Raw genomic sequence first — 24,743 nt, 5'->3', positions numbered from 1 at the left:
GGAATTGACGCAGGCAGGCGTGGAAAGGAGGCGTTGATCCATATCAGTTCTTGTGAGACTGCCTCGAATGGTTCAAAAGTGAACAGTTTCTGGCCGCTTGCCCCATGGTCGCCGCCCTTTCCGGGCGTGGCCGTGGCGAAGCGCCGTTTAACGTCATTTGTCCGGTTTTGCCCCAGCGGCGGCCGGAGCGCGCTGCATCAGCCAGGCAATGGCTGGCCGGGCGCGCCATGTTTAGCAGGCTTTTTGGGTTTCGCCACGCGGACGCGCCCCCCGGCCCCGCATCGCGGTGAAACACAACAGGGACGACGTCCGGAGGAGCAAGGGGATGGAACTGCCTGAACGCGAGGGTATGGACTACGATGTCGTGATCGTCGGCGGCGGCCCCGCCGGCCTGTCGGCAGCGATCCGCCTGAAACAGCTCGCGAACGAGGCCGGAACGGACATCTCTGTCGTGCTGGTGGAGAAGGGCTCGGAAGTCGGCGCCCACATTCTCTCCGGCGCCGTGATCGACCCGATTGGCCTTGACCGCCTGCTGCCGGAATGGCGCGAGGATCCGGAGCGTCCGCTGAAGACGGAAGTGACGGACGACCGTTTCTACTACCTCGGCCCGGCCGGCGGCATCCGCCTCCCCAACTTCGGCATGCCGAAGTTGATGAACAACCACGGCAATTTCATCGGCTCTCTGGGCAATGTGACGCGCTATCTGGCCGCCCAGGCCGAGGCGCTGGGCGTGGAGATCTATCCGGGCTTCCCGGCCGCCGAAGTGCTGTATAACGACGCTGGCGCCGTCATCGGCATCGCCACCGGCGACATGGGCGTCGCCCGCGACGGCGAGCACAAGGGCGACTACACCCGTGGCATGGAGCTGCGCGGCAAGTACACCCTGTTCGCCGAGGGCGCGCGCGGCAGCCTGACCAAGGAAATCGCGAAGAAATTCAACCTGCGCGAGAAGTCCGACTACGACAAATACGGCATCGGCCTGAAGGAGCTGTGGCAGATCGATCCGGCCAAGCACAAGCCGGGCCTGGTGCAGCACTCGTTCGGCTGGCCGCTGGACAACACCACGGGCGGCGGCTCGTTCCTCTATCATTTCGAGGATAATCTGGTCGCCATCGGCTTCGTGGTGCACCTGAACTACCAGAACCCGACCCTGTCGCCGTTCGACGAATTCCAGCGGATGAAGCAGCATCCGTACATCCGCGAGACGCTGGAAGGCGGCAAGCGCCTGAGCTATGGCGCCCGCGCCATCACCGAAGGCGGCTACCAGTCCGTGCCGAAGCTGTGCTTCCCGGGCGGCGCGCTGATCGGCTGCGCGGCTGGCTTCGTCAACGTGCCGCGCATCAAGGGCTCGCACAACGCCATGCTGTCCGGCATGCTGGCGGCGGAGAAGCTCGCAAAGGCGCTCGCCGCTGGCCGCGAGCACGACGAGCTGATGGAATACGAGCAGGCGTGGCGCGCCTCCGAGGTTGGTCAGGACCTCAAGAAGGTGCGCAACGTCAAGCCGCTGTGGTCGCGCTTCGGCACGCGCATCGGCGTGGTGCTCGGCGGTCTCGACATGTGGACCAACGAGCTGTTCGGCTTCTCGTTCTTCGGCACGCTGAAGCATGGCAAGCCGGACTACGCCACGCTGAAGCCGATCGACCAGGTGAAGCAGATCACCTATCCGAAGCCGGATGGCGTCATCTCCTTCGACAAGCTGTCGTCGGTGTTCCTCTCCAACACCAATCACGAGGAGGACCAGCCGGTCCACCTGAAGCTGAAGGATCCGTCGATCCCGGTGAAGGATAACCTGCCGAAGTATGGCGAGCCGGCGCGGCTGTACTGCCCGGCTGGCGTGTACGAGGTGATGTATGACGACGATGCGGCGAAAACCAATCCGCGCTTCGTGATCAACGCCCAGAACTGCGTGCACTGCAAGACCTGCGACATCAAGGACCCGGCCCAGAACATCAACTGGACCACGCCGGAAGGCGGCGGCGGCCCGAACTACCCGAACATGTAAGACAGCGCGGCGGCCCATGGGCCGCCGTTCTGCTTTTTGAAGGGGCGTGGTCTTTCATTGCCTATTCGGCGGCTGTGAATTTGGCGTCTGCCGCCGGCGCGGCGGAGGCGCGCCTCGATCGCGTCCCCCGGGCCAATGTCCGCGCCACGATTTTTCAGGCGCCTGTTTCCAGTGGCATTTTCCAGGCGTATTTTTCCGGGGCGCTTTCCTGGGGGGATGGGCGGGGCCGCCGCAGGCGCGGCGCTGCCGCTCCGGTCATCTGGAGAGGTTGCTTGCCGGGATGGCGCAAAACGGCCATTGTCTGGCGGCACAACGACGCTTCCCGCCAGAGTCGGTTGCGACCAGAGCGAATCGCCCGGCGATTTCGCCATCGCGCCAACCGGCTTCTGCCCTGAACCCTGGGCATGCGCTGCCTGTTGTATGGAGCCGGACCGGCTCCCTGTGGAGGCAGCCTGCGCAGGCGCGATGGCGCGGGGTGGGTGTTCTGGAGCATAACTCTTTCAAACTGAACGGGAGTTTTGCTCTGGTGTTGTGAGTTGATGTGTTTTCCTGGCGTCCATTTCGCCGGAAAACCCGTCTGCAGGGGCTGAAATAAATACCGTTTTGGATCAGGTCCCGGCATGCTCCGGTTCGGGAGAATCGCCTTCGGGACGGTTTTTTCGCCGGATGCGTCCAGCTGTTCAGCGCGGCCGGGCGCTCTCCACGGCCAGATATCAGCGAGAAGCCAGTGATACGTCTGTTTCGGCAACCATCGGGAATCGTGCGTTCTGTAGGCGTGATGGCTTTGGCCGTCGCGCTTGGCTGGACGGGGCCAGCCCTGGCCAGCCGCGACGCGGGGCAAGCCGGGGCGGATGAGCCGTCCGTTGCCGCAAGTCTCGAAGGAAATTATCTGGCTGCGGTGGTGGCGGGCGCTTCGCGGGACGCCAACGCGGCGGCGCGTTATTTCGGCGAAGCCCTGCGCAGCGATCCGCGCAATCGCGACCTGCAGGAGCGCGCCTTCATCGCCTTCCTCGCCAGCGGCGAGATGAAGGAAGCCTTCGCCGCCGCGCAGAAGATTCTCGCCCGCGATTCCGGCAATGCCCTGGCCCGCCTCGCCATCGGCGTGCGCGAGCTGAAGGCCGGGCAATACGCCAAGGCGCGCGCCCAGTTCCAGCGCGGCGGCGCCGCCGCCAGCGATGTGACCGCCACCCTGCTCACCGCCTGGAGCTGGGCTGGCTCCGGCAATATCGGCAAGGCGCTTGAAACCGTCGACAAGCTGCGCGGCGTCAACGCCTTCACCCTGTTCCGCGAATATCATGGCGGGCTGATCGCCGCGCTCGGCGGGCCGAAGTTCCGCGCCGAAGCCGACCGGCGAATGAATGCCGCCTACGCCATGGAGCGCACCACGCTGCGCGTGGTCGACGCCTACGGGCGCTATCTCTCCGGCGTCGGCGACCGGGATGCGGCGACCGCTGCTTATGATGCTTTCCTGAAGCTGGCGCCGCGCCAGCCAATCGCCACCGCGTCGCTGAACATGCTGAAGGCCGGCAAGACCCTGCCGCCGCTGGTCGTTGGGCCGCAGCAGGGCGCCGCCGAGGTGCTCTATGGCCTGGGCGCCGCAGGCAACCAGCAGGGCGATGAGCTCGCCGCCATGATCTATCTCCAGCTTTCGCTCTATCTGGAGCCGAAGAATGAGATGGCGCTGATTACCCTGGCGGACATTTACGAGCGGCTGCGCAAGCCCGAGGACGCCATCGCCGTTTACCGGGCCCTGCCTGAGACGTCGCCGATGCGCGCCTCCGCCGACATCCAGATTGGCGTGGGGCTGGAGGCGCTGGGCCGTGGCGACGAAGCGATCAGCCATCTTGAAAAACTGGTGAAGGAGCGCCCGGAAGATGTGGATGCGGCGGCGGCGCTGGGCGCGCTGTACCGCAGCAAAAAGGAATGGGCCAAAGCGGCCGAGGCCTACACCACCGCCATCGCCCGCACCGGCAAGCCGGAGCCGCGTTTCTGGTCGCTGTATTATTTTCGCGGCATGTCCTACGAGCGCGCCAGGCAATGGGCGAAAGCCGAAGCCGACCTGAAGCAGGCGCTGGAGCTGGCGCCGGATGGCGACGGGCGCGAGCGGGCCGTCGTGCTCAACTATCTCGGCTATTCCTGGGTCGATCAGGAGATCAATCTGAAGGAAGCCTTCGACATGCTGCACAAGGCCGTGGCCCTGCGGCCGCGCGATGGCTACATCGTCGACAGTCTGGGCTGGGCCTATTATCGCCTTGGCCGCTACGACGACGCGGTGCGCGAGCTGGAGCGGGCCATCGCCCTGAAGCCCTCCGATCCGACGATCAATGACCATCTGGGCGACGCCTACTGGAAAACCGGCCGCAAGCTGGAAGCGCGCTTTCAGTGGAACCACGCCCGCGATCTCGAGCCTGAGCCGGACGACCTGCCGAAGATCCTCGCCAAAATCGCCAATGGCATGACGGATGACGGCAAGCCCGCCGACGGCAAGGACGCTGCAGGCAAGCCCGCCGATGGCAAGAATGCTGCAGGCAAGGACGCGGCCACGCCAGTGGCGCCGAAGGAAACGTCAAAGGATGCGCCAGCCAGTGACGCTTCTGGCAAGGACGCCCCTGCCAAAGCTACGCCGGCCAAAGATACGCCGGTCAAAGATACGCCAGCCAGGGACGCCCCGGCCAGGGATGTTCCCAAAGAAGAGCCTGCAGGCGGATCTGGAAAGGATGCGCCCGCAACGCCCGAACCGCGCAAGCCTGAGCAGCCGGCGCCCGGCTCCGCTCCAGCGCCAGCGCCAGGCAAGAGCCTGACGCCGGACGATCGTGGCGAGGCCCCGGCCGGGCGTGGCGGCGCGGTTTCCGGTGGGGGGCGCGACAGCGCCGGCAGCCAGACGCCGTCACAGCAGCCATCGCCGGCGTCGCAGCCGGCTGAAAAGAAGGTGGACTGAGCCCATCCGGGCGGCGTCCGCAACGACGCCGCCTCCGGCGCGCCCGATCGTTTTTGACCCGGCGCCCGGTATCCGGGGGGGTGGACGGCGCCTGCCGGGAAACTGGTTTGGCCAGGGCTTGGCGCCGTCTCTGGCGCCCTCTCTGGCGCCCTCTCTGGAGGGCAGGGTGGTTTCGGGCCAGGCGGCCGGCCAGGGCCGCGGCGGTGAGCATGGTCGCCATCGCATATGGGCCTTTGACGCGCCCGGATGCTCCCGGCCAGCCCCCCGGCGAATGCGCGCCAGCCCCCGATCTTTTGCGCGCTACCTGGCGGCGACGCGTAGCGCTTGCCTCCCTTCATCGAAAAACGCTGTAACGGATAGCGGATGGACCAGACCGATCTGTCTTTGACGACGCGCGCCCCGGCAAAGGTCAATTTGACCCTGCGGGTCATTGGCCGGCGGCCTGACGGCTATCATGAGCTCGACAGCCTGACGGTTTTTGCCAGGGTGGAAGATGGCGCCGCAGGCGAGGGCGCCGTGCACGGCCGTGCGGCGCAAGGCCGTCCCATGAACGGCGGCGTTGCTGACGTGTTGTCGCTGGAGCCAGGCGCCAGCCTTTCGTTGACGGTGGCTGGCGATACGGCGGCGGAAGCGGGGCCCGACGACGACAATCTGGTGCTGCGCGCCGCGCGTCGCCTGCAACAATTGTGTCCAGGGCTGCGCGCGGGGCGGTTTGTTCTGGAAAAGCGTCTGCCGGTCGCCGCCGGGCTGGGTGGAGGTTCATCCGACGCCGCCGCCGCGCTGCGTCTGCTGGCGCGGCTCAACGGGCTGGCGGTGGATGATGCGCGCCTGCATGCGGCGGCGGCGGCGACTGGCGCTGACGTTCCGGTCTGTCTTGGCGCGCGCGCGCGGGTGATGGCGGGGCTGGGGGAGATTCTCGGGCCGCCGCTGACCCTGCCAGCCGTGCCGGCGCTGCTGGTCAATCCGCGCGTCGCGGTTCCGACGCCAGCGGTGTTCCGGGCGTTAGCCGCATCGCCGCTGCAAGCTGGCTCACCGCCCGCCAACCTGACGCCGGACATTGCGGCGGAAGCCGGGTTGCGACGTTACCTGCTGGCGGGCCGCAACGATCTGGAGGCGCCAGCGCGAAACCTTTGCCCAGAAATCAGCGAGGCGCTGGCGCTGGTGCAACGGATGCCCGGATGCTGGCTGGCGCGCATGTCCGGTTCCGGCGCAACGATTTTTGGGCTGTTTGACGATCGGGCCGGGGCTCAGGTCGCGGCGAGGCGCATACACGCGCTCAGGCCGTCCTGGTGGGCGCGCCCGGTCATGCTGGCCTGAGCGCAGACGCGGGGCCGTAGCCAGCCTGGGCAATGCGTGGCTATCACGCCAGGTCGCAACAGGTGCAGATGCTTCCGCTACCGGCAGGGCTCAAGTCAGCGTGAGGCATGTCCCTGCAAGACCCGCCATGCGCAGCCTGGACCTTCCCAAAACGCCATGAGCCTGGCTCGCCGCGTTTTGGCGCCGGTCAGTGGGCGCGGGAGATGCAGAAATCCACCGTGTCGAGCAGCGCCGACTTCAGCGGGCCGGCGGGGTAGCGGTCCAGCGCGGCGCGGGCGGCGTCGCCATAGCGTTCGGCGCGGGCGATGGTTTCGCGCAAGGCGCCGTTGCCGCGCATCATGGCGATGGCGCGCTTGAGGGCGTCGTCGTCGGTGGCGCCTTCTTCCAGCGCCCGGCGCCAGAACTCCCGGTCAGCGGCGTCGCCGCGTTGCAGCGACAGCACCACCGGCAGGGTCAGCTTGCCCTCGCGAAAATCGTCGCCGACATTCTTGCCGAGGGCGTCGGCGGTTCCGCCATAGTCGAGCGCGTCGTCAATAAGCTGGAAGGCGACGCCAAGATTCATGCCATAATCGCGGCAGGCGGCGCGGTCCTCGGGATTGTTGCCGGCGAGAATGGGGCCGACCTCGCAAGCGGCCGCGAACAGGGTCGCGGTCTTGGCCTCGATGACCGCGAGGTATTCGTCCTCGGTGGTTCCGAGGCTGCGGGCGGCGGAAAGCTGCATCACCTCGCCCTCGGCGATAACGGCCGCGGCGGTGGACAGCACGTCGAGCGCGTCGAGGGAACCGACCTCCACCATCATGCGGAAGGCCTGGCCGAGCAGGAAGTCGCCGACCAGCACGCTGGCCTCGTTGCCCCACACCTTGCGGGCCGCCGGCTTGCCGCGCCGCATGTCGCTCTCGTCGACCACGTCGTCGTGGAGCAGGGTGGCGGTGTGCATGAACTCGACGCTGGCGGCCAGCTTGATGTGGCCTTCGCCGGAATAATCGCACAGGGCGGCGGCGGAGAGGGTGAGCATGGGCCGCAGCCGCTTGCCGCCGGACGAGATGAGGTGATTGGCGACCTCGGGAATCATCAGCACGTCCGATCCCGTGCGCGACAGGATCATCTGGTTCACCCGCTCCATGTCGGCGGCAACCAGCTTCACCAGGCCTTCGATGCTGGCCTGCCTGCCCTTGTCCCTGTCCAGTGCGACGGCGATACCCAACCTGATCTCCTTCCGGTCCACGGTCCGGCGCGGTGAAGGCCTCATGACGGCCAGCATCCACTGGCCCGACTTGTCCAATGTTTCAGCCGGATTTGCAAATGAAACCGCGATGCGGGGCGGCCCGGAAAGGGGCGGCGGATTGCCCCTGTAACGGTGTCGCCGCCCTTGTTGCGCCACCGCCGCCGGCGGCGGTGCCCGCCCCGCGCGCAGCCCATCCGCCGGAGCGCGCCGCCGCCGGGCTGGCGCGGCCCGCAGGTTGCCGCCGGAAAGCCATCATAAAGCCGCCATTCCTGCCCGCAGGCAAATGCGCTATTGCTGAAAGCATGGAAGAATTGCTGCGCACCAATGACGTTGTCGCCCTCGGTTATATGACGGGTCTGCTGGATCAGGCCGGCATTCTCAATATGGTGGCCGACAGCCAGGTCAGCGCCATCGAGGGTTCGATCGGCGCCTTTCCCCGCCGGCTGATGGTGGCGGGCGACGCCCTGGCGGCGGCGCGCGCCCTGCTGGCGGAAGCCGGCATGGCGGAATATCTGCCCGGATCGCCGGCAGGACCGCTGGGCTGAACCGTGGCGGGCGCGGAGCAGAGCCTCGACGCTTTCTTCAATGGCGGGCTGCAGCTGGCGCAGTTCCGGCGCGGACACCACCGCGGCGGCACCGATGGCGTGCTCGCCGCCATGGCTGGCGCGACGATGGCGGATGCGTTGTCGCGGCGGTTGCGGCGGACAGTCGATGTGCTCGACATGGGGGCGGGCAGTGGGCTGATTGGTCTGGGGCTCGCCCGGAGCGCGCCGGAAACCCGGGTGATCCTGGCCGAGCGCGACGCTGACCTGGCGGGGCTGTGCGCCGGGAATATCGCCCGCAATGGCCTGGAGGCGCGCGTTCGCGCCCTCAATGTCGATCTGCTGGCGCGGCCGGAGGGGCTGGCGGCGGCGGGCCTTGCCGCGGAAAGCCAGGACCTGGTGGTGACCAACCCGCCCTGGTTCGCGCCGGAGGCGGTGCGCGCCTCGCCGGGCGTTGGCCGGCGGGCTGCGCATGTGTTCGATGCGCCGGATGAGGGGATGCAGGCGCCTTTGCGGGAGGAGGCCTTGCAGGCCTGGCTGCGCTGCGCCTGCCGGCTGCTGCGGCCGGGCGGGGCGTTGCTGGTGATCCACCGGGCTGAAGCGCTGCCGGAGCTTCTCGCCGGAATGACGCGGCGTTTTGGCGACATCCGGGTGCGGCCGGTGGCGGCGCGGGCTGGCGATCAGGCGATCCGGGTGATGGTGGGCGGTCTGCGCGGACGGCGCGGCCCGTTCGCGCTCGATGCGCCGCTGGCGCTGCACGGACCGGATGGGGCTTTCACCGCCGAAGCCGCCCGCGCCCATGCTGGCGAACGCCTGCCATGGGGCGCCTGATGGCCCGGCGCGGCTGTGGTCGGACGAATTCCAACTGTTTCCGTTGGCTTTTCGTTGTATAGGGACCTGCGTCGGCGCGCCGCCGCAGCGACAGAAGCACGCGATATCAGAAGAATGCGATCATGACCGGCTCCGATCAGTCCAGCCCGAAGCGCTCCTTTCAGGGGCTTATCCTGACGCTCCACGATTTCTGGGCGAAGCAGGGCTGCGTCATTCTCCAGCCCTATGACATGGAGGTGGGCGCCGGCACCTTCCACCCGGCCACCACCCTGCGGGCGCTGGGGCCGAAGCCGTGGAAGGCCGCCTATGTGCAGCCCTCGCGCCGTCCCACCGACGGGCGCTATGGCGAAAACCCCAACCGGCTGCAGCATTATTACCAGTACCAGGTGATCCTGAAGCCTAACCCGCCGAACCTGCAGGAGCTGTATCTGGCGTCGCTGGAGGCCATTGGCGTCGATCTGGGGCTGCATGACGTGCGCTTCGTCGAGGACGACTGGGAGAGCCCGACCCTGGGCGCCTGGGGCCTTGGCTGGGAGTGCTGGTGCGACGGCATGGAAGTGTCGCAGTTCACCTATTTCCAGCAGGTGGCGGGCGTGGAATGCGCGCCGGTGGCCGGCGAGCTGACCTATGGCCTTGAGCGCCTCGCCATGTATGTCCAGGGCGTGGAGCGCGTCTACGACCTCAATTTCAACGGCGGCGAAGGCGACGACAAGGTCACCTATGGCGACGTGTTCCTGCAGGCCGAGCAGGAGTTTTCCGCCTTCAACTTCGAATACGCCGACACGGAAATCCTGTTCCGGCACTTCGCCGACGCGGAGAAGGAATGCAAACGCCTGCTCGAAGCCGGCGAGCGCGCCGATGGCCGCCACGGCCTCGCCATGCCGGCCTATGACCAGTGCATCAAGGCCAGCCACGCTTTCAATCTGCTGGACGCCCGGGGCGTGATCTCGGTCACCGAACGGCAGAGCTACATCCTGCGCGTGCGTGAACTGGCCAAGGCCTGTGGCGCCGCGTGGCTGCGCACCGAGGGCGGCGGCGCGGCCGCCTGACGCCTTCGCCGATCACCACGCCGCACGCCCGTTTGACGATTTTCAGGCCCGCCGGGGCCGATGGAACCTCCGATGCCCGATCTTCTGCTTGAACTGTTCAGTGAAGAAATCCCCGCCCGCATGCAGCGCAAGGCGGCGCAGGACCTGCAGAGCCTGGTGACCAACGCCCTCGTCGAGCGCGGCCTGCTGTATGAGGGCGCCGGCGCCTGGGCGACGCCGCGCCGCATCGCGTTGCACGTCGCCGGCCTGCCGGCGGTGGGCCAGGACGTGCGCGAGGAGCGCAAGGGGCCGCGCGTTGGCGCGCCGGAAGGGGCGATCCAGGGCTTCCTGAAGAGCGCGGGCCTCGCCTCCATCGACCAGGCCCAGATCGTTGCTGACCCGAAGAAGGGCGAGTTCTATGTGGCGGTGATCGAGAAGCCCGGCCAGCCGACGCTGGACGTGCTGGCAGAGGTGTTGCCGCGCATCATCCAGAATTTCCCCTGGCCGAAGTCGATGCGCTGGGGCGCTGCCTCCGCCCAGCCTGGCGCCATGCGCTGGGTGCGGCCGCTGCATTCCATCGTCGCCACTTTTGGCCCGGAGACGGAAGAGCCGCAGATCGTTCCGTTCAGCGTCGGCGGCGTGAGCGCGGGCAATGAAACCCGCGGCCACCGCTTCATGGCGAAGGCGGCCGGTTTTCCGGGGCCGATCCAGGTGCGGCGCTTCGACGATTACGTCGCCGTGCTGGAGAACGCGAAGGTCGTTCTCGACACCGACCGCCGCAAGGACCTCATCCTGACCGAGGCGCGCAATCTCGCCTTCGCCCAGGGGCTGGACCTGGTGGAGGACGAAGGCCTGCTGGAAGAGGTCGCCGGGCTGGTGGAGTGGCCCGTGGTGCTGATGGGCTCCTTTGAGGAGGAGTTCCTGGCGATACCGCCGGAGGTGATCCGCGCCACCATCCGCGCCAACCAGAAGTGCTTCGTGCTGAAGAAGGCCGATGGCGCGCTGGCCAACAAATTTATCCTGGTATCCAACATTGTCGCGCCGGATCGCGGCGCCGCCATCATCGCCGGCAACGAACGGGTGGTGCGCGCCCGCCTGTCCGACGCCCGCCACTTCTGGCTGACCGACCAGCGGCCGATGCCGGATTATCGCGAGCGTGACGACACGAAGCATCTGAAGCCGCTGGAGCAGCGCCTGCAGAAGCTGATCGATTCCCGCTCGGTGTTCCACGAGAAGCTGGGAACCCAGGGCGAGCGCGTCGAGCGGCTGGTGGAGCTGGCCGGCAAGATCGCGCTGGCCATTGGCGCCGATGGCGGCCTGGCGACCCGCGCCGCCCGCCTGGCCAAGGCTGATCTCACCACCGAGATGGTGGGCGAGTTCCCGGAGTTGCAGGGCCTCATGGGCCGCTACTACGCGGTTGCCGAGGGCGAGGACCCGCATGTGGCGGCGGCGCTCGAGGATCATTACAAGCCGCTCGGCCCGTCCGACCGCACGCCCACGGCGCCGGTCTCGGTCACCGTGGCGCTGGCCGACAAGCTGGATACGCTGGCCGGCTTCTGGGCCATCGACGAGAAGCCGACCGGCTCCAAGGACCCTTACGCCCTGCGCCGGGCGGCGCTCGGCGTCATCCGCCTGGTGCTGGAGAACGATCTGCGGCTGCCGCTGGTGGAAATCTGCCAGGAGGCGGAGCCGGAAGGGGCGAAACGCGCCGCGCCGCGCATGCCGGAGGCATTCGGTGGCCGCGTCGTGTCGTCCGACGCCGTGTCGCTGCTGGAGTTCTTCCACGACCGCCTGAAAGTGTTCCTGCGCGATCAGGGCTACAGCCACGATCTGATCGACGCGGTGCTGTCGCTGGGCGATCAGGACGATCTGCTGCTGGTGGTGCGCCGGGTCGCGGCGCTGAAGCAGTTCCTCGAAACCGCCGACGGCAAATCGCTGCTGGCCGGCGTCAAGCGGGCCGCCAACATCCTGCGCATCGAGGAGAAGAAGGACGGCGCCGCTTATGACGCCGCCGCCGACGCCTCTTTGTTGCAGGTCGATGCGGAAACCGCGCTGTTCACGGCGCTGGGCGCGGCCCGCGAGGCGGCGGAAGCAGCGGTGAAGCGGGAAGACTATCAGGGCGCCATGGCGGCGCTGGCGGCCTTGCGCGGCCCGGTGGACGCCTTCTTCGAGGCGGTGACGGTCAACGCCGACGACGCGGCCCTGCGAGCCAACCGCCTGCGCCTGCTCGCCGGCATCCGCGCCGCGACCCGCGCCATCGCTGATTTCTCGCGCATCGAGGGCTGAATTCGGCGCGGGCCGGGCCTGGCGCGGACGACGGATCAGGAAACGACCCGGCTGGCGCCGCCCGCCGGGTTTTTCTTGTCCAGATCCGGTCAGCGAAGCGGACCTGGCGAGAGCGCCGGCGTGGTCGCCGCCGCCATTATCCGCGTGATTGTCTCAAACCCCTGCGCCCTTCATGCCTGCGCGTGTTGCAGGCATCCACGTCTTCGTCGTCTCCCGAGAGGGCGTCTCCTGCGTGGTTTTCTCCTGCCTGGTTTTCTCTTGCGGCAACGGCGGGCGCGGCAATGCGTGGATGGCCGGAACAGGTCCGGCCATGATGGTGGCGCGGGGGGCTATTGTCCGGTCAGGTTCGCCATGATGAAAGCAGCGCGCTCCGCCGCGGGGGCCTTTGGCAGCCAGACCAGGTCATAGCCAAGCGCCGGCCAGACCCGGGCCATCACCGCGCAGGTGGCTTCGGCCTCGGCGAGGTCCTGCTTGCGTTCGGCGTCGTTGACGTAGATTTGCGGCCAGAACGGCGCGATGAAAACCTGGGCGTGGTAACGACGCCCCTGCGCCGCCTCGCGGCAGCGTTGCGCCGCCGCATCATGGGCAAGGCCAACCAGCTCCAGATAGCCCAGCACGTCGCCAATGCCCCGGTCGAAGAAGACCGGACCTGGGGCTTCATCCGCCGCATCGAACGCCGCGATGGCGTGCCCGAGCATGGCCTCCGCGAAACGCGCCGGATTGCGCCACGGCAGGGCGTCGCCGCCGCTGGCCTGCTGTTGCAGGATCACGTCCCGTCCTGCTTCTGGCATCGTTGCGTGGCCGTGGCTGGCGAGGGCCTGCAGCAGCGTGGTTTTTCCCGATCCGGGGCCGCCGGTCAGGACAATCCGCAGGGGCGGGCGATGCATGGCGCTCTTTCGGAGGATGATCCGGGCTACAGCCACTTCTTCCAGCGGAAAAAGAAGTAGGGCGCGATGGCGGCGATGACCATGCCGACCAGGGCCAGCGGATAGCCGAGCTTCCAGTCGAGCTCCGGCATCGCCTTGAAGTTCATGCCATAGATGGAGGCGATCAGGGTCGGCGGCATGAACACCACCGCCATAACCGAAAACAGCTTGATGATGTTGTTCTGCTCGATGTTGACGAGGCCAAGCGTGGCGTCGAGCAGGAACTGGATCTTGCCGCTCTGGAAGGTGGCGTGCTCTTCCAGCGACTGGAGGTCGCGCAGGTTGGTGCGCACCTGTTCGCGCAGCTCCACCGGCACCCGGGCGGTGCGGTAGGCCACGGTGAGGAACAGCATGACGCGCTCGATCGACAGCAGGCTCTCGCGGCTTTTGGAGATCAGGTCGCCGTGGTGGCCGAGGGTCTGGACGATGTCCTGAAATTCGGCGTTGCGCTTGCCAGGGTCGTGCTTCGTCTCGAACACCTGGCGGGACAGGGTGTTGATGTCCTCGCCGATGTTCTGGAGCACTTCAGCGGCGCGGTCGATGATGGTTTCGATCAGGCCGGCCATCACCTGCTCGGCGGTGAGGCCGCCGCTGCCCGGCCGCCCGGCGCGGTGGGCGAACATGATGAACGCCTTTGGCTCGTCGTAGCGCACGGTGATCAGCGTGTTGCGGGCCAGAATGAAGCTGACGCTGGCGAGTTGGGCGTCGTGGGCGACGTTGAACAGCAGCTGCGTGGTCATGTAGCGGGCGCCGTTCTCGGTGTAGAGCAGTTCGGACGGCTCGATATAGTCCGTGTCCTCGCGCGTCGGAACGCTGACGCCATAATGCGCCTCCGCCAGGCGCGCCTCGGCCCTGGTCGGCTCGATCAGATCAATCCAGATCGCGTCGGCCGGAAACAGCTCGCCGGGAACGAGCATGCGCCGCTCCAGGAAAGCCCCGCCCTCGGGCGTCGTCGCTGGCCGGTGAACAATGATCATGGTCTGGTCTCCCGCCGGGCAGCATTGCCACCGGGATCATGTCACTGGCGTGACGGCTGGACGTGTTCGGCGGCGCTGTTGACGACGCAGGCGCGCCCGCCTCAAGGCGAGGCCAGCGATGACTGCGAACCGCCCGCAGGCGATGGATTTGCGGCTCGTCTCGCGGCGCGCGATCCGGGTATGATCCAGAACGATTACGCCTGAATACGGGCCGTGAACAACCCCGGCGCCGCTGACGCGCGCCGTGGTCGCCGGCGGCCGGAGCAAAGCCCGCTGACGCTGAAGCGGGGCTTTGCCCTATCTCTTTGATTTGACGTGTTTTATCAATGCGGAATGGGATCGGTTCCGCTGGAAGACGCTTTAGCGATTTTCGCTGGCGCTGACAACCGGCGATCCGCCCGCGCGACATCTTCGTCACGCTGGCCCCGGCCATACGGGAAGACGGCTTCAGCTTGCGTCGAAACCCGGGTGATAGGCTACTGTCCCGGCAGGCGGCGGCCCATGAAACACCATGCGCTGGAAGTACTCCGGCGGCACATCGCCATAGCGCAGGGCCGGATTGCTGGCGAAGCCGAAGCGACCATAATAGGCCGGATCGCCGAGCACGACGCAGCCGGCCGCGTCCCCGTCGCGCAGCATCGCCAGCCCGGTGTGGACCAGCGCCTGGCCAATGCCGGCGCGCTGGCGGTCAGGGCGCACCGAGACGGGCCCCAGCCCGAACCAGCCGGCGGCGCCGGAACTGGTCGTCACGGGCGAAAACGCCGCATGGCCAATGACGGACCCTGCATCCTCCGCGACCAGCGACAGCGTCAGCGCTCCGGCCGCGCGCAGCGCGTCGACGATGGCGGCTTCCGTTCCCGAACTGTGCGGCGCGTTCGCGAACGCAGCGCTGGTCAGTTCGCGGATGGCGTCGGCGTCGTCTGGGGTTTCAGGCCGGATAAGCAGCATGTGGTGGTGTCCCGCGGTCATGGCGGTTGCGGTCGCCATGGCGAAATCCGCGCGGCCGGTCATCCTCCCGCTGGCCGGGCGGCTGCCGCCGGCCAGCGGATTGCAAATGCAAGCGGCGCCGAATTTCCGGTCCGCCCTGACGCGTATGCGCGCTTCAGGCGACGAGAGCGTCCCGCGCTTCAAGCACGCCATCGGCGCCGCGCAGCACGATCTGCTCCAGCGCCTGGGCTTCTGGCGCGATATTGCTGGCGAAGAAGCGGGCGATGTGGATGCGGCCGTTGTGGGCGGGATTGGCGTCGCCAGCCGCGATGGCCCTGTCGGCGGCGAGGGCGATATGGACCAGCGCGTCGAGCCCCTCGGCGATGCCGAACAGCCGCAGATAAGGTACGGCGACGGCCAGCGCCGCGTCCGGATTGTTGCCGGCCTGCTGCTGCAACAGGAAGGCGGTGGCGCGATCCAGCGATTCGGCGGCGTCGCGCAGGCGGGCGGCGGCGTCGCCAAGCGCCGCTACCTGGGCGTTGGCCGCCTTCGTCGCCGTCTGGCGCATGGCGGCGATGGCCGCCTGCACCACCGCGCCGCCGTTCATCGGCAGCTTGCGGGTGACCAGATCGATGGCCTGGATGCCGTTGGTGCCCTCATAGATCGGTGTGATGCGGGCATCGCGCAGGTGCTGCGCCGCGCCGGTCTCCTCAATGAAGCCCATGCCGCCGTGAACCTGCACGCCGATGGAAGTCGCCTCGACGCCGATGTCGGTGGACCAGGCCTTGGCCACCGGGGTGAGCAGTGAGGCGTGGGCCGCGCCGCGGGCCCGTTCTGCCGGATCAGCGGCCAGATGGGCGCGGTCGAGCGCGGCGGCGGTGCGGTAGCAGATGGCGCGGGCGGCGGCGGTCAGCGCCTTCATGGTCAGCAGTTTGCGCTGGATATTGGGGTGCTGGATGATCGGGCTCATCTCGCCGGCGGGCGCGCCGGCGGCGCGGCCCTGGCGGCGGTCCTGGGCGTAGGCCAGCGCCTGCTGCCAGGCGCGATCGGCGATCGCGACGCCCTGCAGGCCAACGGCCAGACGGGCGGCGTTCATCATCGTGAACATGCAGTTGAGGCCGCGATTCTCCTCGCCGATCAGCCAGCCCGTGGCGCCGCCCTCGTCGCCATAGACCATGACGCAGGTGGGCGAGCCGTGGATGCCGAGCTTGTGCTCGATGCTGGCGCAGCGCACGTCATTGCGCTGGCCGGGATTGCCATTGGCGTCGGGAATGAACTTCGGCACCAGGAACAGCGAGATGCCGCGGGTGCCGGCCGGGGCGTCCGGCAGGCGGGCCAGCACGAGATGGACGATATTGTCCGTCATGTCGTGCTCGCCATAGGTGATGAAGATTTTCTGGCCGGTGATGCGGTAGCTGCCGTCGCCGTTGGGGACCGCCTTGCTGCGCAGCGCCGCCAGGTCCGAGCCGGCCTGCGGCTCGGTGAGGTTCATGGTGCCGGTCCATTCGCCGGCCACCAGTTTTGCCAGATAGGTCTGTTTCAGCTCCTCGGAGCCGTGGGCGATCAGCGCCTCCACGGCGCCGGCGCTCAGCAGCGGCGCCAGGGCGAAGGACATGGCCGAGGCGTTCCACATTTCGGCGCAGGCCGCCTGCACGATCGCTGGCAGGCCCTGGCCGCCCCACTGCTCCGGCGCGGGCAGGGCGTTCCAGCCCGCCGCCGTCCAGTCGCGGTAGGTTTCCTTCCAGCCCGGCGGCGTGGTGACGGCGCCGTCGCTCCAGCGGGAGCCGATTTCGTCGCCAACGCGATTCAGCGGCGCGATGCGCTCACTGGCGAAGCGGCCCGCCTCTTCCAGCACCGAGGCCACCAGATCGAGCGACAGGTCGCCATAAATTCCGTCCGCCACAGCCTGTTCGAAGCCGGCGGCCGAGCGGATGGTCTCGACCATGTCGTTGACGGGAGCGGCGTAGGTCATGGTTATCATCTCCGGACTGCGCATCGCCCGGCGACCGTGACGCCGGCGCATATATAGACGAAGGTTTAATGTCATCTCCGTCAATTGACCAGCGGCCAGTTGGCTCATGGCGGGCGATTTCGGAAACGACTTCCGTAACTTGTTGCGTCCGGGCCTTTTGGCGGGACCTTTTGTCCGTCGCGCCGACATGCGAACTGCGCCGGACAGCGCCCGCGCGACAAAAGGGATACAAAGGATGCCAAAGCCGCTACACAGGCGCGGGCGGCGGGCGCCCGGATACAGGAATGGATGATGACGCGGCGCACCTTGCGACTGGACGCCAGCGCGGAGGGCCTTGCGAGCGCCGCGCAACTGCTGCGCGACGGTGGCCTTGTCGCTTTTCCCACCGAGACGGTTTACGGGCTGGGCGGCGATGCGACCAACGGGCGGGCGGTGGCCGGCATCTACGCCGCCAAGGGGCGGCCGTCGTTCAATCCGCTGATTTCACACGTGCCAGACCTTGCCGCCGCCCGGGACTTTGGCGTGTTCGACGCGGTGGCGCTGCGGCTGGCGGAGCGGTTCTGGCCGGGGCCCCTGACCCTGGTGGTTCCGGCCGTGGCCGGCTCCGGCGTCAGCGACCTGGCGGTGGCGGGCCTGTCGACCATCGCCCTGCGGGTTCCGGCCACCGACGCGGCGCGGGAGCTGTTGCGCCAGGTTGGCCGGCCGGTGACGGCGCCTTCCGCCAATGTTTCCGGCCATGTGAGCCCAACCAGCGCCGCCCATGTGCTGGCTGATCTCGACGGCCGCATCGACGCGGTGGTGGATGGCGGGCCGACGCGGGTGGGGGTGGAATCAACCGTGGTGGCGGTGGTTGATGGCGTCGCCACGCTACTGCGACCGGGCGGCGTTACCCGCGGCGCGATCGAGGCGGCGCTGGGCGGCAGGCTGGCGGATAACGCTGACGCGGATCCGGCGCGGCCGGTTTCGCCGGGCATGCTGGCCTCGCACTACGCGCCGAACGCACGGGTGCGGCTGAATGTCGATGAAGTGCTGGAAGGCGAGGGTTTGCTGACTTTCGGCGGCGCCCGCCCGCCTGGCGGCGACCGGGCCGTCCTGACGCTGGATCTGAGCGCAAGCGGTGACCTTGGGGAGGCCGCCGCCAATCTGTTCGGCGCCCTGCGTCGGCTCGACGCTGCTGGCGTGGCTGCAATCGCGGTGACGCCCGTGCCGGACCGGGACCTTGGCGAGGCGATCAACGACCGTCTGCGCCGCGCCGCCGCGCCGAAATAGGACTGGGGTAGCAGGGCCGGCGGAAGCCGGGCGGAGCCGGCCCGTCCGGGCTGGAAACTGGCCGGCCCGGAAAGTCATTCCGCGGCAGGGCGGCGTGCGCCCCGTATCGTGAGCCGCCCGTCAGGAAGCCAGCTTCGCGGCGATTTTCGCCACATGCGCGCCCTGGTAGCGGGCGCCGGCCAGATCCGCTTCCGACGGCTGGCGGCTGCCGTCGCCATCGGCGATGGTGCTGGCGCCGTAGGGCGAGCCGCCCTTGATCTCGTCCACGCCCATCTGGCCGGCGAAAGCGTAAGGCAGGCCAACCACGACCATGCCGTGGTGCAGCAGCGTCGGGTGGAAGGTGAGGAGGGTCGATTCCTGACCGCCATGCTGGGTGGCGCTGGAGGTGAAGGCGCTGCCGACCTTGCCGACCAGCTTGCCCTGGGCCCACAGGCCGCCGGTCTGGTCGAGGAAGGCGCGCATCTGCGAGGCGAATACGCCAAAGCGGGTAGGGGCGCCAAAGATGATCGCGTCATACTCCGGCAGCTCGGCGACGGTCGCCACCGGGGCGGCCTGGTCAAGCTTGAAGTGGGCGCCGCGCGCCACGTCTTCCGGAACCGTCTCCGGCACGCGCTTCACCGTGACGTCCGCGCCAGCGCTGCGCGCGCCGTCGGCAACGGCTTCCGCCATTTTCTCGATGTGGCCGTAGCTCGAATAATAAAGAACCAGAACCTTGGTCATTGTCGTTCTCCGCGTCCTGCAACCAATCCGGCGAAACGCTTCGCAGCGGTATGGCATGGGTCAAAACCGGGATCAGAAACGGAAGCTCAGGGGGGCCGCGGGCCGTTCCCGCCGACGCGCCGTTCTGTCGCCCTTCAAACTGACCATTCTTTTGACGCAGGACCAGAGCCGGCGACGCAATTGTTTCATTGCAAATTTGCAATCTGGATGCATGCTGCCGTCATGACCGACACAACCGCCGCCAGCCGCGCCCGCACGCGTCTGACCAATGCCGCCGTACCGCTGGACGATTTTCGCCTGGTGCGCGCCATCGCCTCCGCCCGTGGCCTGGCCGGGGCGGCCGCAACCCTCGGCGTCAACAATTCAACCGTCTTCCGCCGCCTGGCGCAGCTGGAGGCCACGCTGGACTGCACGCTGTTCGAGCGGCGGCGCGGCGGCTATGCGCTGACCGCCGCCGGTGAGGAAATGGTCGCCGTGGCGGACGCCATGGAGGATGCGGCCAGCGGCTTCCTGCGCAAGGTCGAAGGCAAGGACCTGGCCCCCTCCGGCGAGTTGCGCGTCACCACCAATGACGGCCTCATGGGCGTGCTGCTGATCCGGATCATTGGCGAATTCCGCCGCAAGCATCCGCAAATCCGGCTCGATGTGGTGGTGGACAACGCGCACCTCAACCTGTCGCGCCGCGACGCCGACATCGCCATCCGCGCCACGGACAAGCCGGGCGAAACCCTTGTGGGGCGGCGCATTGGCCGCATCGCCTGGGCGGTTTATGGCCGGCGCGCCGATTTTCCCGGCAGCACGGGCGCGCACGCGCCGGAGCTTTGCGCCAGCGCAAGCTGGGTGGGGCTGGGCGGCGAATTGAGTGAGATCCGGGCGGCGCGTTTCGTGCGCGACCAGGCCGGCGGGCACGATCAGGTGGGGTTTCGCGTCAATACCGTGCGCTCGCTGGCCGACGCGGTGATCGCCGGCCTTGGCGTTGGGCCGCTGCCGTGCATGACGGCCGACCTGAACGGCGACCTGGTGCGGTTGTCGCCGCCGCACAACGACATTTCCAGCAGCCTGTGGCTGCTCACCCATCAGGATCTGCGCCACGCGCCGCGCGTGCGCGCTTTCATGGACTTCGTCGGCGGCGAACTTGGCCGCCATCGCCCGGTGATCGAGGGCGAGGCGCCCTGGACGCCGCGGGATGCCGCCGCCGGGATGATGCAGCCGGGATGACGCCGGGGGCCAGGCCCACCGGCGCCTGTCCCGCTCGGTAAACCGGAAATCCGTCCGTTTTCTTCGCTCCGGGCGTGTTTCGCCGGATAGGCGCCCCGAACGCGCCCGCATGGCGCGCGCAGGCGGGAGCGGCGCGGCTTCCGTGTGGCGGGAAACCGAGCCGGGTTCTGGCGTCAGCCGATTTCCACCACCAGGCGACCGCGCACCTTGCCGGCGAGGATGTCGTGGGCGGCGCCCTGCACGTCGTCGAGGCTGATGGTCGAGGTCATGTCGCCGAGCTTGCGCAGGTCCAGCTCCTTCGCCAGCCGCGTCCACGCCTCGCGCCGGTCGGCCGCCGGGCACATGACGCTGTCGACGCCAAGCAGGGCGACGTTGCGCAGGATGAACGGCGCCACGGAGCCCGGCAGGTCCATGCCCTGGGCCAGGCCGCAGGCGGCGACGGCGCCGCGATACTTCGTCGAGGCCAGCACATTGGCGAGGGTGTGGGATCCGACCGAATCAATGGCGGCCGCCCAACGCTCCTTGCCCAGCGGCTTGCCGGGGGCGGAAAGCTCCGAGCGGTTCATGATCGTGGTGGCGCCGAGGCCTTGCAGATAGGCGGCTTCTTCAGGACGTCCGGTGGAGGCGATCACCTCCCAGCCCGCCGCCGCCATCAGGGCCACCGCCACCGAGCCGACGCCGCCGGAGGCGCCAGTGACCAGCACCGGCCCCTGGTCCGGCGTGGCGCCATGACGTTCAAGCGCCATGCGGCACAGCATCGCCGTATAGCCGGCCGTGCCGATGGCCATGGCCTGCGCCGCGGACAGGCCGGCGGGCAGCGGCACGAGCCAGTCGCTCTTCACCCGGGCGCGCTGGGCGTAGCCGCCAGGGTGGCCCTCGCCGACGCCCCAGCCGTTGAGCACGACTTCGGAGCCGACGGGAAAGGCGGGGCTGTCCGATTGCTCGACCACGCCGGCGAAATCGATGCCAGGAATCATCGGCCAGCGGCGGATGATTGGCGAGCGCCCGGTGATGGCGAGGCCATCCTTGAAATTGACGGTGGAGTGGGTGACGCGCACGGTGACGTCGCCCTCGCCAAGGATCGTATCGTCAACGCTCTCCAGGGCGACGCGCTGGGTCTTGTCCTCGGGATTGTCAGATTTGCGCACCACCAGCGCGCGGAAATTGCCTGTCGCCATGGATACTCTCCCTTGCGGCGACCCGGGCCTGGCCGGCGCCGCCAATACGTCTGATCGCAGGTCGCGAAAGCGCCGCCGCGTCTGCGGCCTGCAAAGTCCGGGCCTTGCCAAAATTCCGTGCTTCAGGCTCGCGAGATTTTGGCGCGCTCTCTGGTTCAACCTGATTGCGGCGCATCGGGCAACAGGGAAGCTGCATTTGCGGGCTATGCGCCGGCTGGCTGCGGCGGGTTGGCGCGATGGGAGCAAATGACGGGATCAACTGGCGTCTGTCTGGAGCAGTTTCCAATTGATATGGGTCGGAAGCGGCCCCAGGTTTTCCTGCTTGAGCAAAGTTCTCCTGTTTGAGCGAATTCTTGCCGGAAAGCGCTCCGGCGCAATGTGGTTCTGCCTGTTTCAAGCCCATGGCGGCATTTGCCGGCGTCTTCAGGCCAGGACGGAGTGTGGCGCGCAACTGCATGCGGGAGGCTGCGGGCGACGGCGCGCCAGGCCGCAGGAGGGAGGCAGCGGGGCGCATGCAGCGGGCGGGCCAGGCACCGTCTGGGTTTGGCGCCGTTTGGGTTTGGCGGTGTTTGGGCCTGACCTGAATTCAATGCGTCAGGCGCGCGGATTCCGGCCGTCCGGCGCGGGTTGATGCGCCTCTCAAGTATTAATCGGGTCTGCATTATTTTTTAGGTATTTCATCTTGTATATTTTGCATTGCAAAAAGTATTTATATGTCGTAATTTTTATTCATCAGGTTGTCTTTTCATCTGATGGCGTCTGGGTAGATGCAGGTGTGTCTGTCCCGAGGTGATGGTGCGGAGGGCGGTATAGTCCTGTGTTTGGCGTATATCCGCGAATTGGGGTTGTACTTACCGCGCCGCGCGTAACACTTGTCCCATTCCGTCAGCTTTCTGGAGAGGAGAGCGGCTGTGTCTGAAGACATCATCGAAGATAATATTATCAGCCTTACGACAAATATTGTTTCTGCCTATGTAAAAAATAATCAGATCGACAGTGATCAGCTGTCGGATGTGATAAATTCGGTTCACTCTTCATTGACCCGATTGAGCGGGTCCGTGGCTGAGGCGGCCAGCAAGCTGAAGCCAGCGGTTCCCATCAAGAAATCCGTTACGCCAGAGTATATTGTCTGTCTTGAGGACGGAAAGCGCTTCAAATTTCTGAAACGACATCTGAGCGCGGCGTTTGGCATGACGCCGGCGGATTACAGGGCCAAGTGGAATTTGCCGCCCACCTATCCCATGATCGCGCCCAACTATGCTTCACCGCGCACGCGCGGGCCATATGGCTACAATGACGTGTTTACGCCGGAGGGAAGTGAAAGGCCCCCCGCGGCCAACGCCGGCGGGCGACGCATGGCGCGCTCCTGAACGCACCGGCAAGGATAGCTGCACAACGGCGTCCTGGTGGCGGGTGATCCGCTATCAGGACGGCGTCGTGAAGCGGCCGTTCGACGCGCTATTTTGCCGGTTGTTGGGCCAGATGTTGGGTCACGCGTCGGGCAAGCTATCGGATCGGATATCAGGATTGTTCCGTGACGCCGGACATGGCGGGCCGCGCATGGCGGGCCGGTGAGGAAGGAAGGTCTGGCAAGGGGCGTCAACTTCGCGGGAACATCGCGCAATGCCGGGCCAGTATGGATCGGAAATTGCGCCAGTTTGTCTTGTCGCCAGTTTTCCTTGTTGTCAGCTTTCCTGGCCGCCAGCTTCCTTTTCTGGCGAATGTTCATCGACCAGGCGTTTCCGTCTGGTCGAAAAGCGTTCTGGCGCGTGGTCCGGCGGTGGGGCTTGCCGTTGGGGTATTGTCGCGCCTGGCCGTCAGGTCTGGCCTGGACGCAACTGGTAGAAGATATGGCGGCCGATCACGTCGTTTTTCTTCAGCTTTTTTGCCCAGCGCGGCCGGACATAGTCAGCGTGATAATGGGTGGCGCCGCCGACTTCCGCCACATAGGTCTGTCCCTCATAGACCGCGCGGGCAATCTGCACCGCCTGACGCCATGGGGCGGTTTCGTTGGTGACCAGGCGCTTGCCTTCGCAGGCGAATGAGAACTGGCAGGCATTGTGGCGGTGGCGGTTCTGGTAGACGACGCCGCAGACCGTGGTGGGATACAGGCCGCTCTTGACGCGGTTCAGCACCACCTGGGCCACGGCGGCCTGGCCAGCGGCCGGCTCGCTGCGCGCCTCGAAATACACCGCCTCGGCCAGGCAGCGCTGTTCGCGCGCCATGTGGTCGGGGCTGATCAGGCCGGCATAACTGCGCTTCCCTGGACCGAGGCGGGCGACGACAGACATGTTCTGGCCGGGGGCGACAATCACTGGAGCCGCGGCGATTTCCATGGGCGTGGCTTCAGGCGGGGCCGGCGTCGCGGAGCCCAGCGCCATGGCGCGCGGGGTTGCTGGCGTGCCGCCATCGCGCGCGTCGCTGGGGCGGCGCCATGAAAACGCAGCGGCGCGACGGGCGCTGCCGAACAGCTTCTCCGTCCCTTCCTTTTCAGGGGCCCCGGCCATGTCGGCTGGCTCTGAGGGGCCGGTGGCGATGGCGGAGGGGGCGATGGGCGACGATTCGGCGCTCTGCTGCGTCGTGGCGCCGTCGTTCTCGTCATCAACGCTTTCGAAGCGCAGCACGTCTTCCAGCGCCGGCACTTCCACCGGGCCTTCCATCAGGATGGTGCGCGGCAGCAGACGGTCGTCGCGGGTGAAGAGCAGCTTGCCGGCGTGGGTCGCCGGCCGCGTCCAGCCGGCATCACGCCCGGCGCGGCTGAGCGTCGAACGGAGCGCCACCTGTGGGTCGCCCTTGCGCTGGCGCTGCACTTCCGGGAAGCGCGGGTCCGGCAGGCGGCGCGCCTGTTGTTTCAGGTCGTCGCGCGGAGCCTGGCCGACTTCGTCGGGTCCGGGAAACAGCCGCAGGTCGGCGTCATTGGTGTAGGAGGCGAGGCGAATGGCGGCGCCAGCCTGGGAAGGCCCGAGGCTCGCAAGGCCAGAATTGCCGCCGGTGAGCCCAAGCGTCGCCGCGACGAGACCGGGCGCCTGCGGCACCAGATTGTCCTGGTCGAGGATGGCGTATTTCACCGGAGCGGGGCCGGCGCTGACGCCGACGCTCAGATCCTGCCCGGCGCTGGCGGTGAACGACACGAGCATGCCGGCCCCCAGGGCCCAGGGCGTAGTCGTGGCGCAGAGCCATTTCATCCTGTTGCGACGCAAACGCATGGTTTCGCTGCCATTTATCCGGTCGTGGCGACGGGAGCCGGGGCCGGGGAATCTGATCCGGCGACAGTGAAAGAATCGCGCAACAGCGTTTAGAAACGGTAAAGCCGGCTGCATTTGTGTTCCGGCGCGGCACAGGATCCGCCGGGGGCGGCGCAAATGTGAGGGCGCGCGCCCGGGGGCA

The 24,743-nt window shown here is 67.4% G+C and carries 19 protein-coding genes and 1 pseudogene; 10 read left to right on the top strand and 10 right to left on the bottom strand.

The window, feature by feature from the left end:
• Positions 1 to 325: 325 nt before the first annotated feature.
• Both ACERNI_RS07030 and ACERNI_RS07025 read left to right on the top strand, forming a co-directional pair.
• Complete coding sequence (locus ACERNI_RS07030) at positions 326 to 2,002, top strand: electron transfer flavoprotein-ubiquinone oxidoreductase (protein ID WP_448832559.1); 1,677 nt, start codon at positions 326 to 328, stop codon at positions 2,000 to 2,002.
• A 778-nt stretch (positions 2,003 to 2,780) separates the two neighbouring features.
• Positions 2,781 to 4,376, top strand: a pseudogene (locus ACERNI_RS07025) (tetratricopeptide repeat protein); the annotation flags it as partial.
• A gap of 5 nt (positions 4,377 to 4,381) precedes the next feature.
• Here ACERNI_RS07025 and ACERNI_RS07020 read toward each other — a convergent pair.
• Complete coding sequence (locus ACERNI_RS07020; RefSeq protein WP_448832835.1) at positions 4,382 to 5,278, bottom strand: pentapeptide repeat-containing protein; 897 nt, start codon at positions 5,276 to 5,278, stop codon at positions 4,382 to 4,384.
• Between the two features lie 25 nt (positions 5,279 to 5,303).
• Between ACERNI_RS07020 and ACERNI_RS07015 the strand changes: the two genes are divergently transcribed.
• The gene (locus ACERNI_RS07015; protein ID WP_448832558.1) at positions 5,304 to 6,257 is read left to right on the top strand and encodes a 4-(cytidine 5'-diphospho)-2-C-methyl-D-erythritol kinase; all 954 of its coding nucleotides are present in this window, start codon (positions 5,304 to 5,306) and stop codon (positions 6,255 to 6,257) included.
• Positions 6,258 to 6,444: 187 nt separating this feature from the next.
• Here ACERNI_RS07015 and ACERNI_RS07010 read toward each other — a convergent pair whose 3' ends face one another.
• Entirely contained in the window at positions 6,445 to 7,461 is a 1,017-nt protein-coding gene (locus ACERNI_RS07010; RefSeq protein WP_448832557.1) for a polyprenyl synthetase family protein, read from the bottom strand.
• A 323-nt stretch (positions 7,462 to 7,784) separates the two neighbouring features.
• Here ACERNI_RS07010 and ACERNI_RS07005 point away from each other — a divergent pair, with 323 nt between their 5' ends.
• The 4 genes from ACERNI_RS07005 (at position 7,785) to glyS (ending at position 12,169) form a co-directional block, all read left to right on the top strand.
• Positions 7,785 to 8,027 (top strand): putative signal transducing protein, encoded by a 243-nt coding sequence (locus tag ACERNI_RS07005; RefSeq protein ID WP_448832556.1) that lies wholly within the window; start codon positions 7,785 to 7,787, stop codon positions 8,025 to 8,027.
• Between the two features lie 3 nt (positions 8,028 to 8,030).
• Positions 8,031 to 8,855, top strand: coding sequence for a tRNA1(Val) (adenine(37)-N6)-methyltransferase (locus ACERNI_RS07000; protein WP_448832555.1), 825 nt, complete (start codon positions 8,031 to 8,033; stop codon positions 8,853 to 8,855).
• Positions 8,856 to 8,977: 122 nt separating this feature from the next.
• The gene (locus tag ACERNI_RS06995) at positions 8,978 to 9,904 is read left to right on the top strand and encodes a glycine--tRNA ligase subunit alpha (RefSeq protein ID WP_448832554.1); all 927 of its coding nucleotides are present in this window, start codon (positions 8,978 to 8,980) and stop codon (positions 9,902 to 9,904) included.
• 72 nt (positions 9,905 to 9,976) lie between these two features.
• Positions 9,977 to 12,169, top strand: coding sequence for a glycine--tRNA ligase subunit beta (glyS, locus tag ACERNI_RS06990; RefSeq protein WP_448832553.1), 2,193 nt, complete (start codon positions 9,977 to 9,979; stop codon positions 12,167 to 12,169).
• A 329-nt stretch (positions 12,170 to 12,498) separates the two neighbouring features.
• On the opposite strand, the gene ACERNI_RS06985 is transcribed toward glyS, so the two are convergent.
• From ACERNI_RS06985 to ACERNI_RS06970, 4 genes are all read right to left on the bottom strand, one after another.
• A complete protein-coding gene (locus ACERNI_RS06985) occupies positions 12,499 to 13,056 on the bottom strand; it encodes an AAA family ATPase (protein ID WP_448832552.1) in 558 nt (185 codons plus the stop codon).
• Between the two features lie 26 nt (positions 13,057 to 13,082).
• The gene (locus ACERNI_RS06980) at positions 13,083 to 14,072 is read right to left on the bottom strand and encodes a magnesium transporter CorA family protein (protein WP_448832551.1); all 990 of its coding nucleotides are present in this window, start codon (positions 14,070 to 14,072) and stop codon (positions 13,083 to 13,085) included.
• Positions 14,073 to 14,519: 447 nt separating this feature from the next.
• A complete protein-coding gene (locus ACERNI_RS06975; protein WP_448832834.1) occupies positions 14,520 to 15,017 on the bottom strand; it encodes a GNAT family N-acetyltransferase in 498 nt (165 codons plus the stop codon).
• 157 nt (positions 15,018 to 15,174) lie between these two features.
• Positions 15,175 to 16,971 (bottom strand): acyl-CoA dehydrogenase, encoded by a 1,797-nt coding sequence (locus ACERNI_RS06970; protein WP_448832550.1) that lies wholly within the window; start codon positions 16,969 to 16,971, stop codon positions 15,175 to 15,177.
• Positions 16,972 to 17,259: 288 nt separating this feature from the next.
• Here ACERNI_RS06970 and ACERNI_RS06965 point away from each other — a divergent pair, with 288 nt between their 5' ends.
• Complete coding sequence (locus ACERNI_RS06965) at positions 17,260 to 18,240, top strand: L-threonylcarbamoyladenylate synthase (RefSeq protein WP_448832549.1); 981 nt, start codon at positions 17,260 to 17,262, stop codon at positions 18,238 to 18,240.
• Between the two features lie 120 nt (positions 18,241 to 18,360).
• Here the strand turns inward: ACERNI_RS06965 and wrbA are convergent, their stop codons facing one another.
• Positions 18,361 to 18,960: an NAD(P)H:quinone oxidoreductase gene (gene wrbA / locus ACERNI_RS06960; protein WP_448832548.1), complete on the bottom strand. Its 600-nt coding sequence runs from the start codon at positions 18,958 to 18,960 to the stop codon at positions 18,361 to 18,363.
• Positions 18,961 to 19,182: 222 nt separating this feature from the next.
• On the opposite strand from wrbA, the gene ACERNI_RS06955 reads away from it, so the two are divergent.
• Positions 19,183 to 20,178 (top strand): LysR family transcriptional regulator, encoded by a 996-nt coding sequence (locus ACERNI_RS06955; RefSeq protein WP_448832547.1) that lies wholly within the window; start codon positions 19,183 to 19,185, stop codon positions 20,176 to 20,178.
• Positions 20,179 to 20,351: 173 nt separating this feature from the next.
• Here the strand turns inward: ACERNI_RS06955 and acuI are convergent, their stop codons facing one another.
• A complete protein-coding gene (acuI, locus tag ACERNI_RS06950) occupies positions 20,352 to 21,356 on the bottom strand; it encodes an acrylyl-CoA reductase (NADPH) (RefSeq protein WP_448832546.1) in 1,005 nt (334 codons plus the stop codon).
• Positions 21,313 to 21,813 (bottom strand): hypothetical protein, encoded by a 501-nt coding sequence (locus tag ACERNI_RS06945; protein WP_448832545.1) that lies wholly within the window; start codon positions 21,811 to 21,813, stop codon positions 21,313 to 21,315. Before ACERNI_RS06945 ends, acuI begins: the two co-directional genes overlap by 44 nt.
• A 454-nt stretch (positions 21,814 to 22,267) precedes the next feature.
• Here ACERNI_RS06945 and ACERNI_RS06940 point away from each other — a divergent pair, with 454 nt between their 5' ends.
• On the top strand, positions 22,268 to 22,726 hold the full coding sequence (locus ACERNI_RS06940; protein WP_448832544.1) for a MucR family transcriptional regulator: 459 nt from the start codon (positions 22,268 to 22,270) through the stop codon (positions 22,724 to 22,726).
• Between the two features lie 447 nt (positions 22,727 to 23,173).
• Here the strand turns inward: ACERNI_RS06940 and ACERNI_RS06935 are convergent, their stop codons facing one another.
• Complete coding sequence (locus ACERNI_RS06935) at positions 23,174 to 24,493, bottom strand: cell wall hydrolase (RefSeq protein ID WP_448832543.1); 1,320 nt, start codon at positions 24,491 to 24,493, stop codon at positions 23,174 to 23,176.
• Between the last annotated feature and the right edge of the window lie 250 nt (positions 24,494 to 24,743).

The organism is Camelimonas sp. ID_303_24, assembly GCF_053543495.1.
Note: the sequence above shows the minus strand (reverse complement) of the source record. Positions and strands in the feature narration are given on the sequence as shown.

Bases quoted from the DNA above. Each gene is read 5' to 3' on its own strand.
- ACERNI_RS07030 (WP_448832559.1), top strand. From the start codon at position 326: ATGGAACTGCCTGAACGCGAGGGTATGGACTACGATGTCGTGATCGTC.
- wrbA (WP_448832548.1), bottom strand. From the start codon at position 18,960: ATGACCAAGGTTCTGGTTCTTTATTATTCGAGCTACGGCCACATCGAG.
- ACERNI_RS07020 (WP_448832835.1), bottom strand. From the start codon at position 5,278: ATGAAGGGAGGCAAGCGCTACGCGTCGCCGCCAGGTAGCGCGCAAAAG.
- acuI (WP_448832546.1), bottom strand. From the start codon at position 21,356: ATGGCGACAGGCAATTTCCGCGCGCTGGTGGTGCGCAAATCTGACAAT.
- ACERNI_RS06945 (WP_448832545.1), bottom strand. From the start codon at position 21,813: ATGCAGTTGCGCGCCACACTCCGTCCTGGCCTGAAGACGCCGGCAAAT.
- ACERNI_RS07005 (WP_448832556.1), top strand. From the start codon at position 7,785: ATGGAAGAATTGCTGCGCACCAATGACGTTGTCGCCCTCGGTTATATG.
- ACERNI_RS06995 (WP_448832554.1), top strand. From the start codon at position 8,978: ATGACCGGCTCCGATCAGTCCAGCCCGAAGCGCTCCTTTCAGGGGCTT.
- ACERNI_RS06965 (WP_448832549.1), top strand. From the start codon at position 17,260: ATGATGACGCGGCGCACCTTGCGACTGGACGCCAGCGCGGAGGGCCTT.
- ACERNI_RS06955 (WP_448832547.1), top strand. From the start codon at position 19,183: ATGACCGACACAACCGCCGCCAGCCGCGCCCGCACGCGTCTGACCAAT.
- ACERNI_RS07015 (WP_448832558.1), top strand. From the start codon at position 5,304: ATGGACCAGACCGATCTGTCTTTGACGACGCGCGCCCCGGCAAAGGTC.
- glyS (WP_448832553.1), top strand. From the start codon at position 9,977: ATGCCCGATCTTCTGCTTGAACTGTTCAGTGAAGAAATCCCCGCCCGC.
- ACERNI_RS06985 (WP_448832552.1), bottom strand. From the start codon at position 13,056: ATGCATCGCCCGCCCCTGCGGATTGTCCTGACCGGCGGCCCCGGATCG.
- ACERNI_RS06935 (WP_448832543.1), bottom strand. From the start codon at position 24,493: ATGCTCGTGTCGTTCACCGCCAGCGCCGGGCAGGATCTGAGCGTCGGC.
- ACERNI_RS06980 (WP_448832551.1), bottom strand. From the start codon at position 14,072: ATGATCATTGTTCACCGGCCAGCGACGACGCCCGAGGGCGGGGCTTTC.
- ACERNI_RS06970 (WP_448832550.1), bottom strand. From the start codon at position 16,971: ATGACCTACGCCGCTCCCGTCAACGACATGGTCGAGACCATCCGCTCG.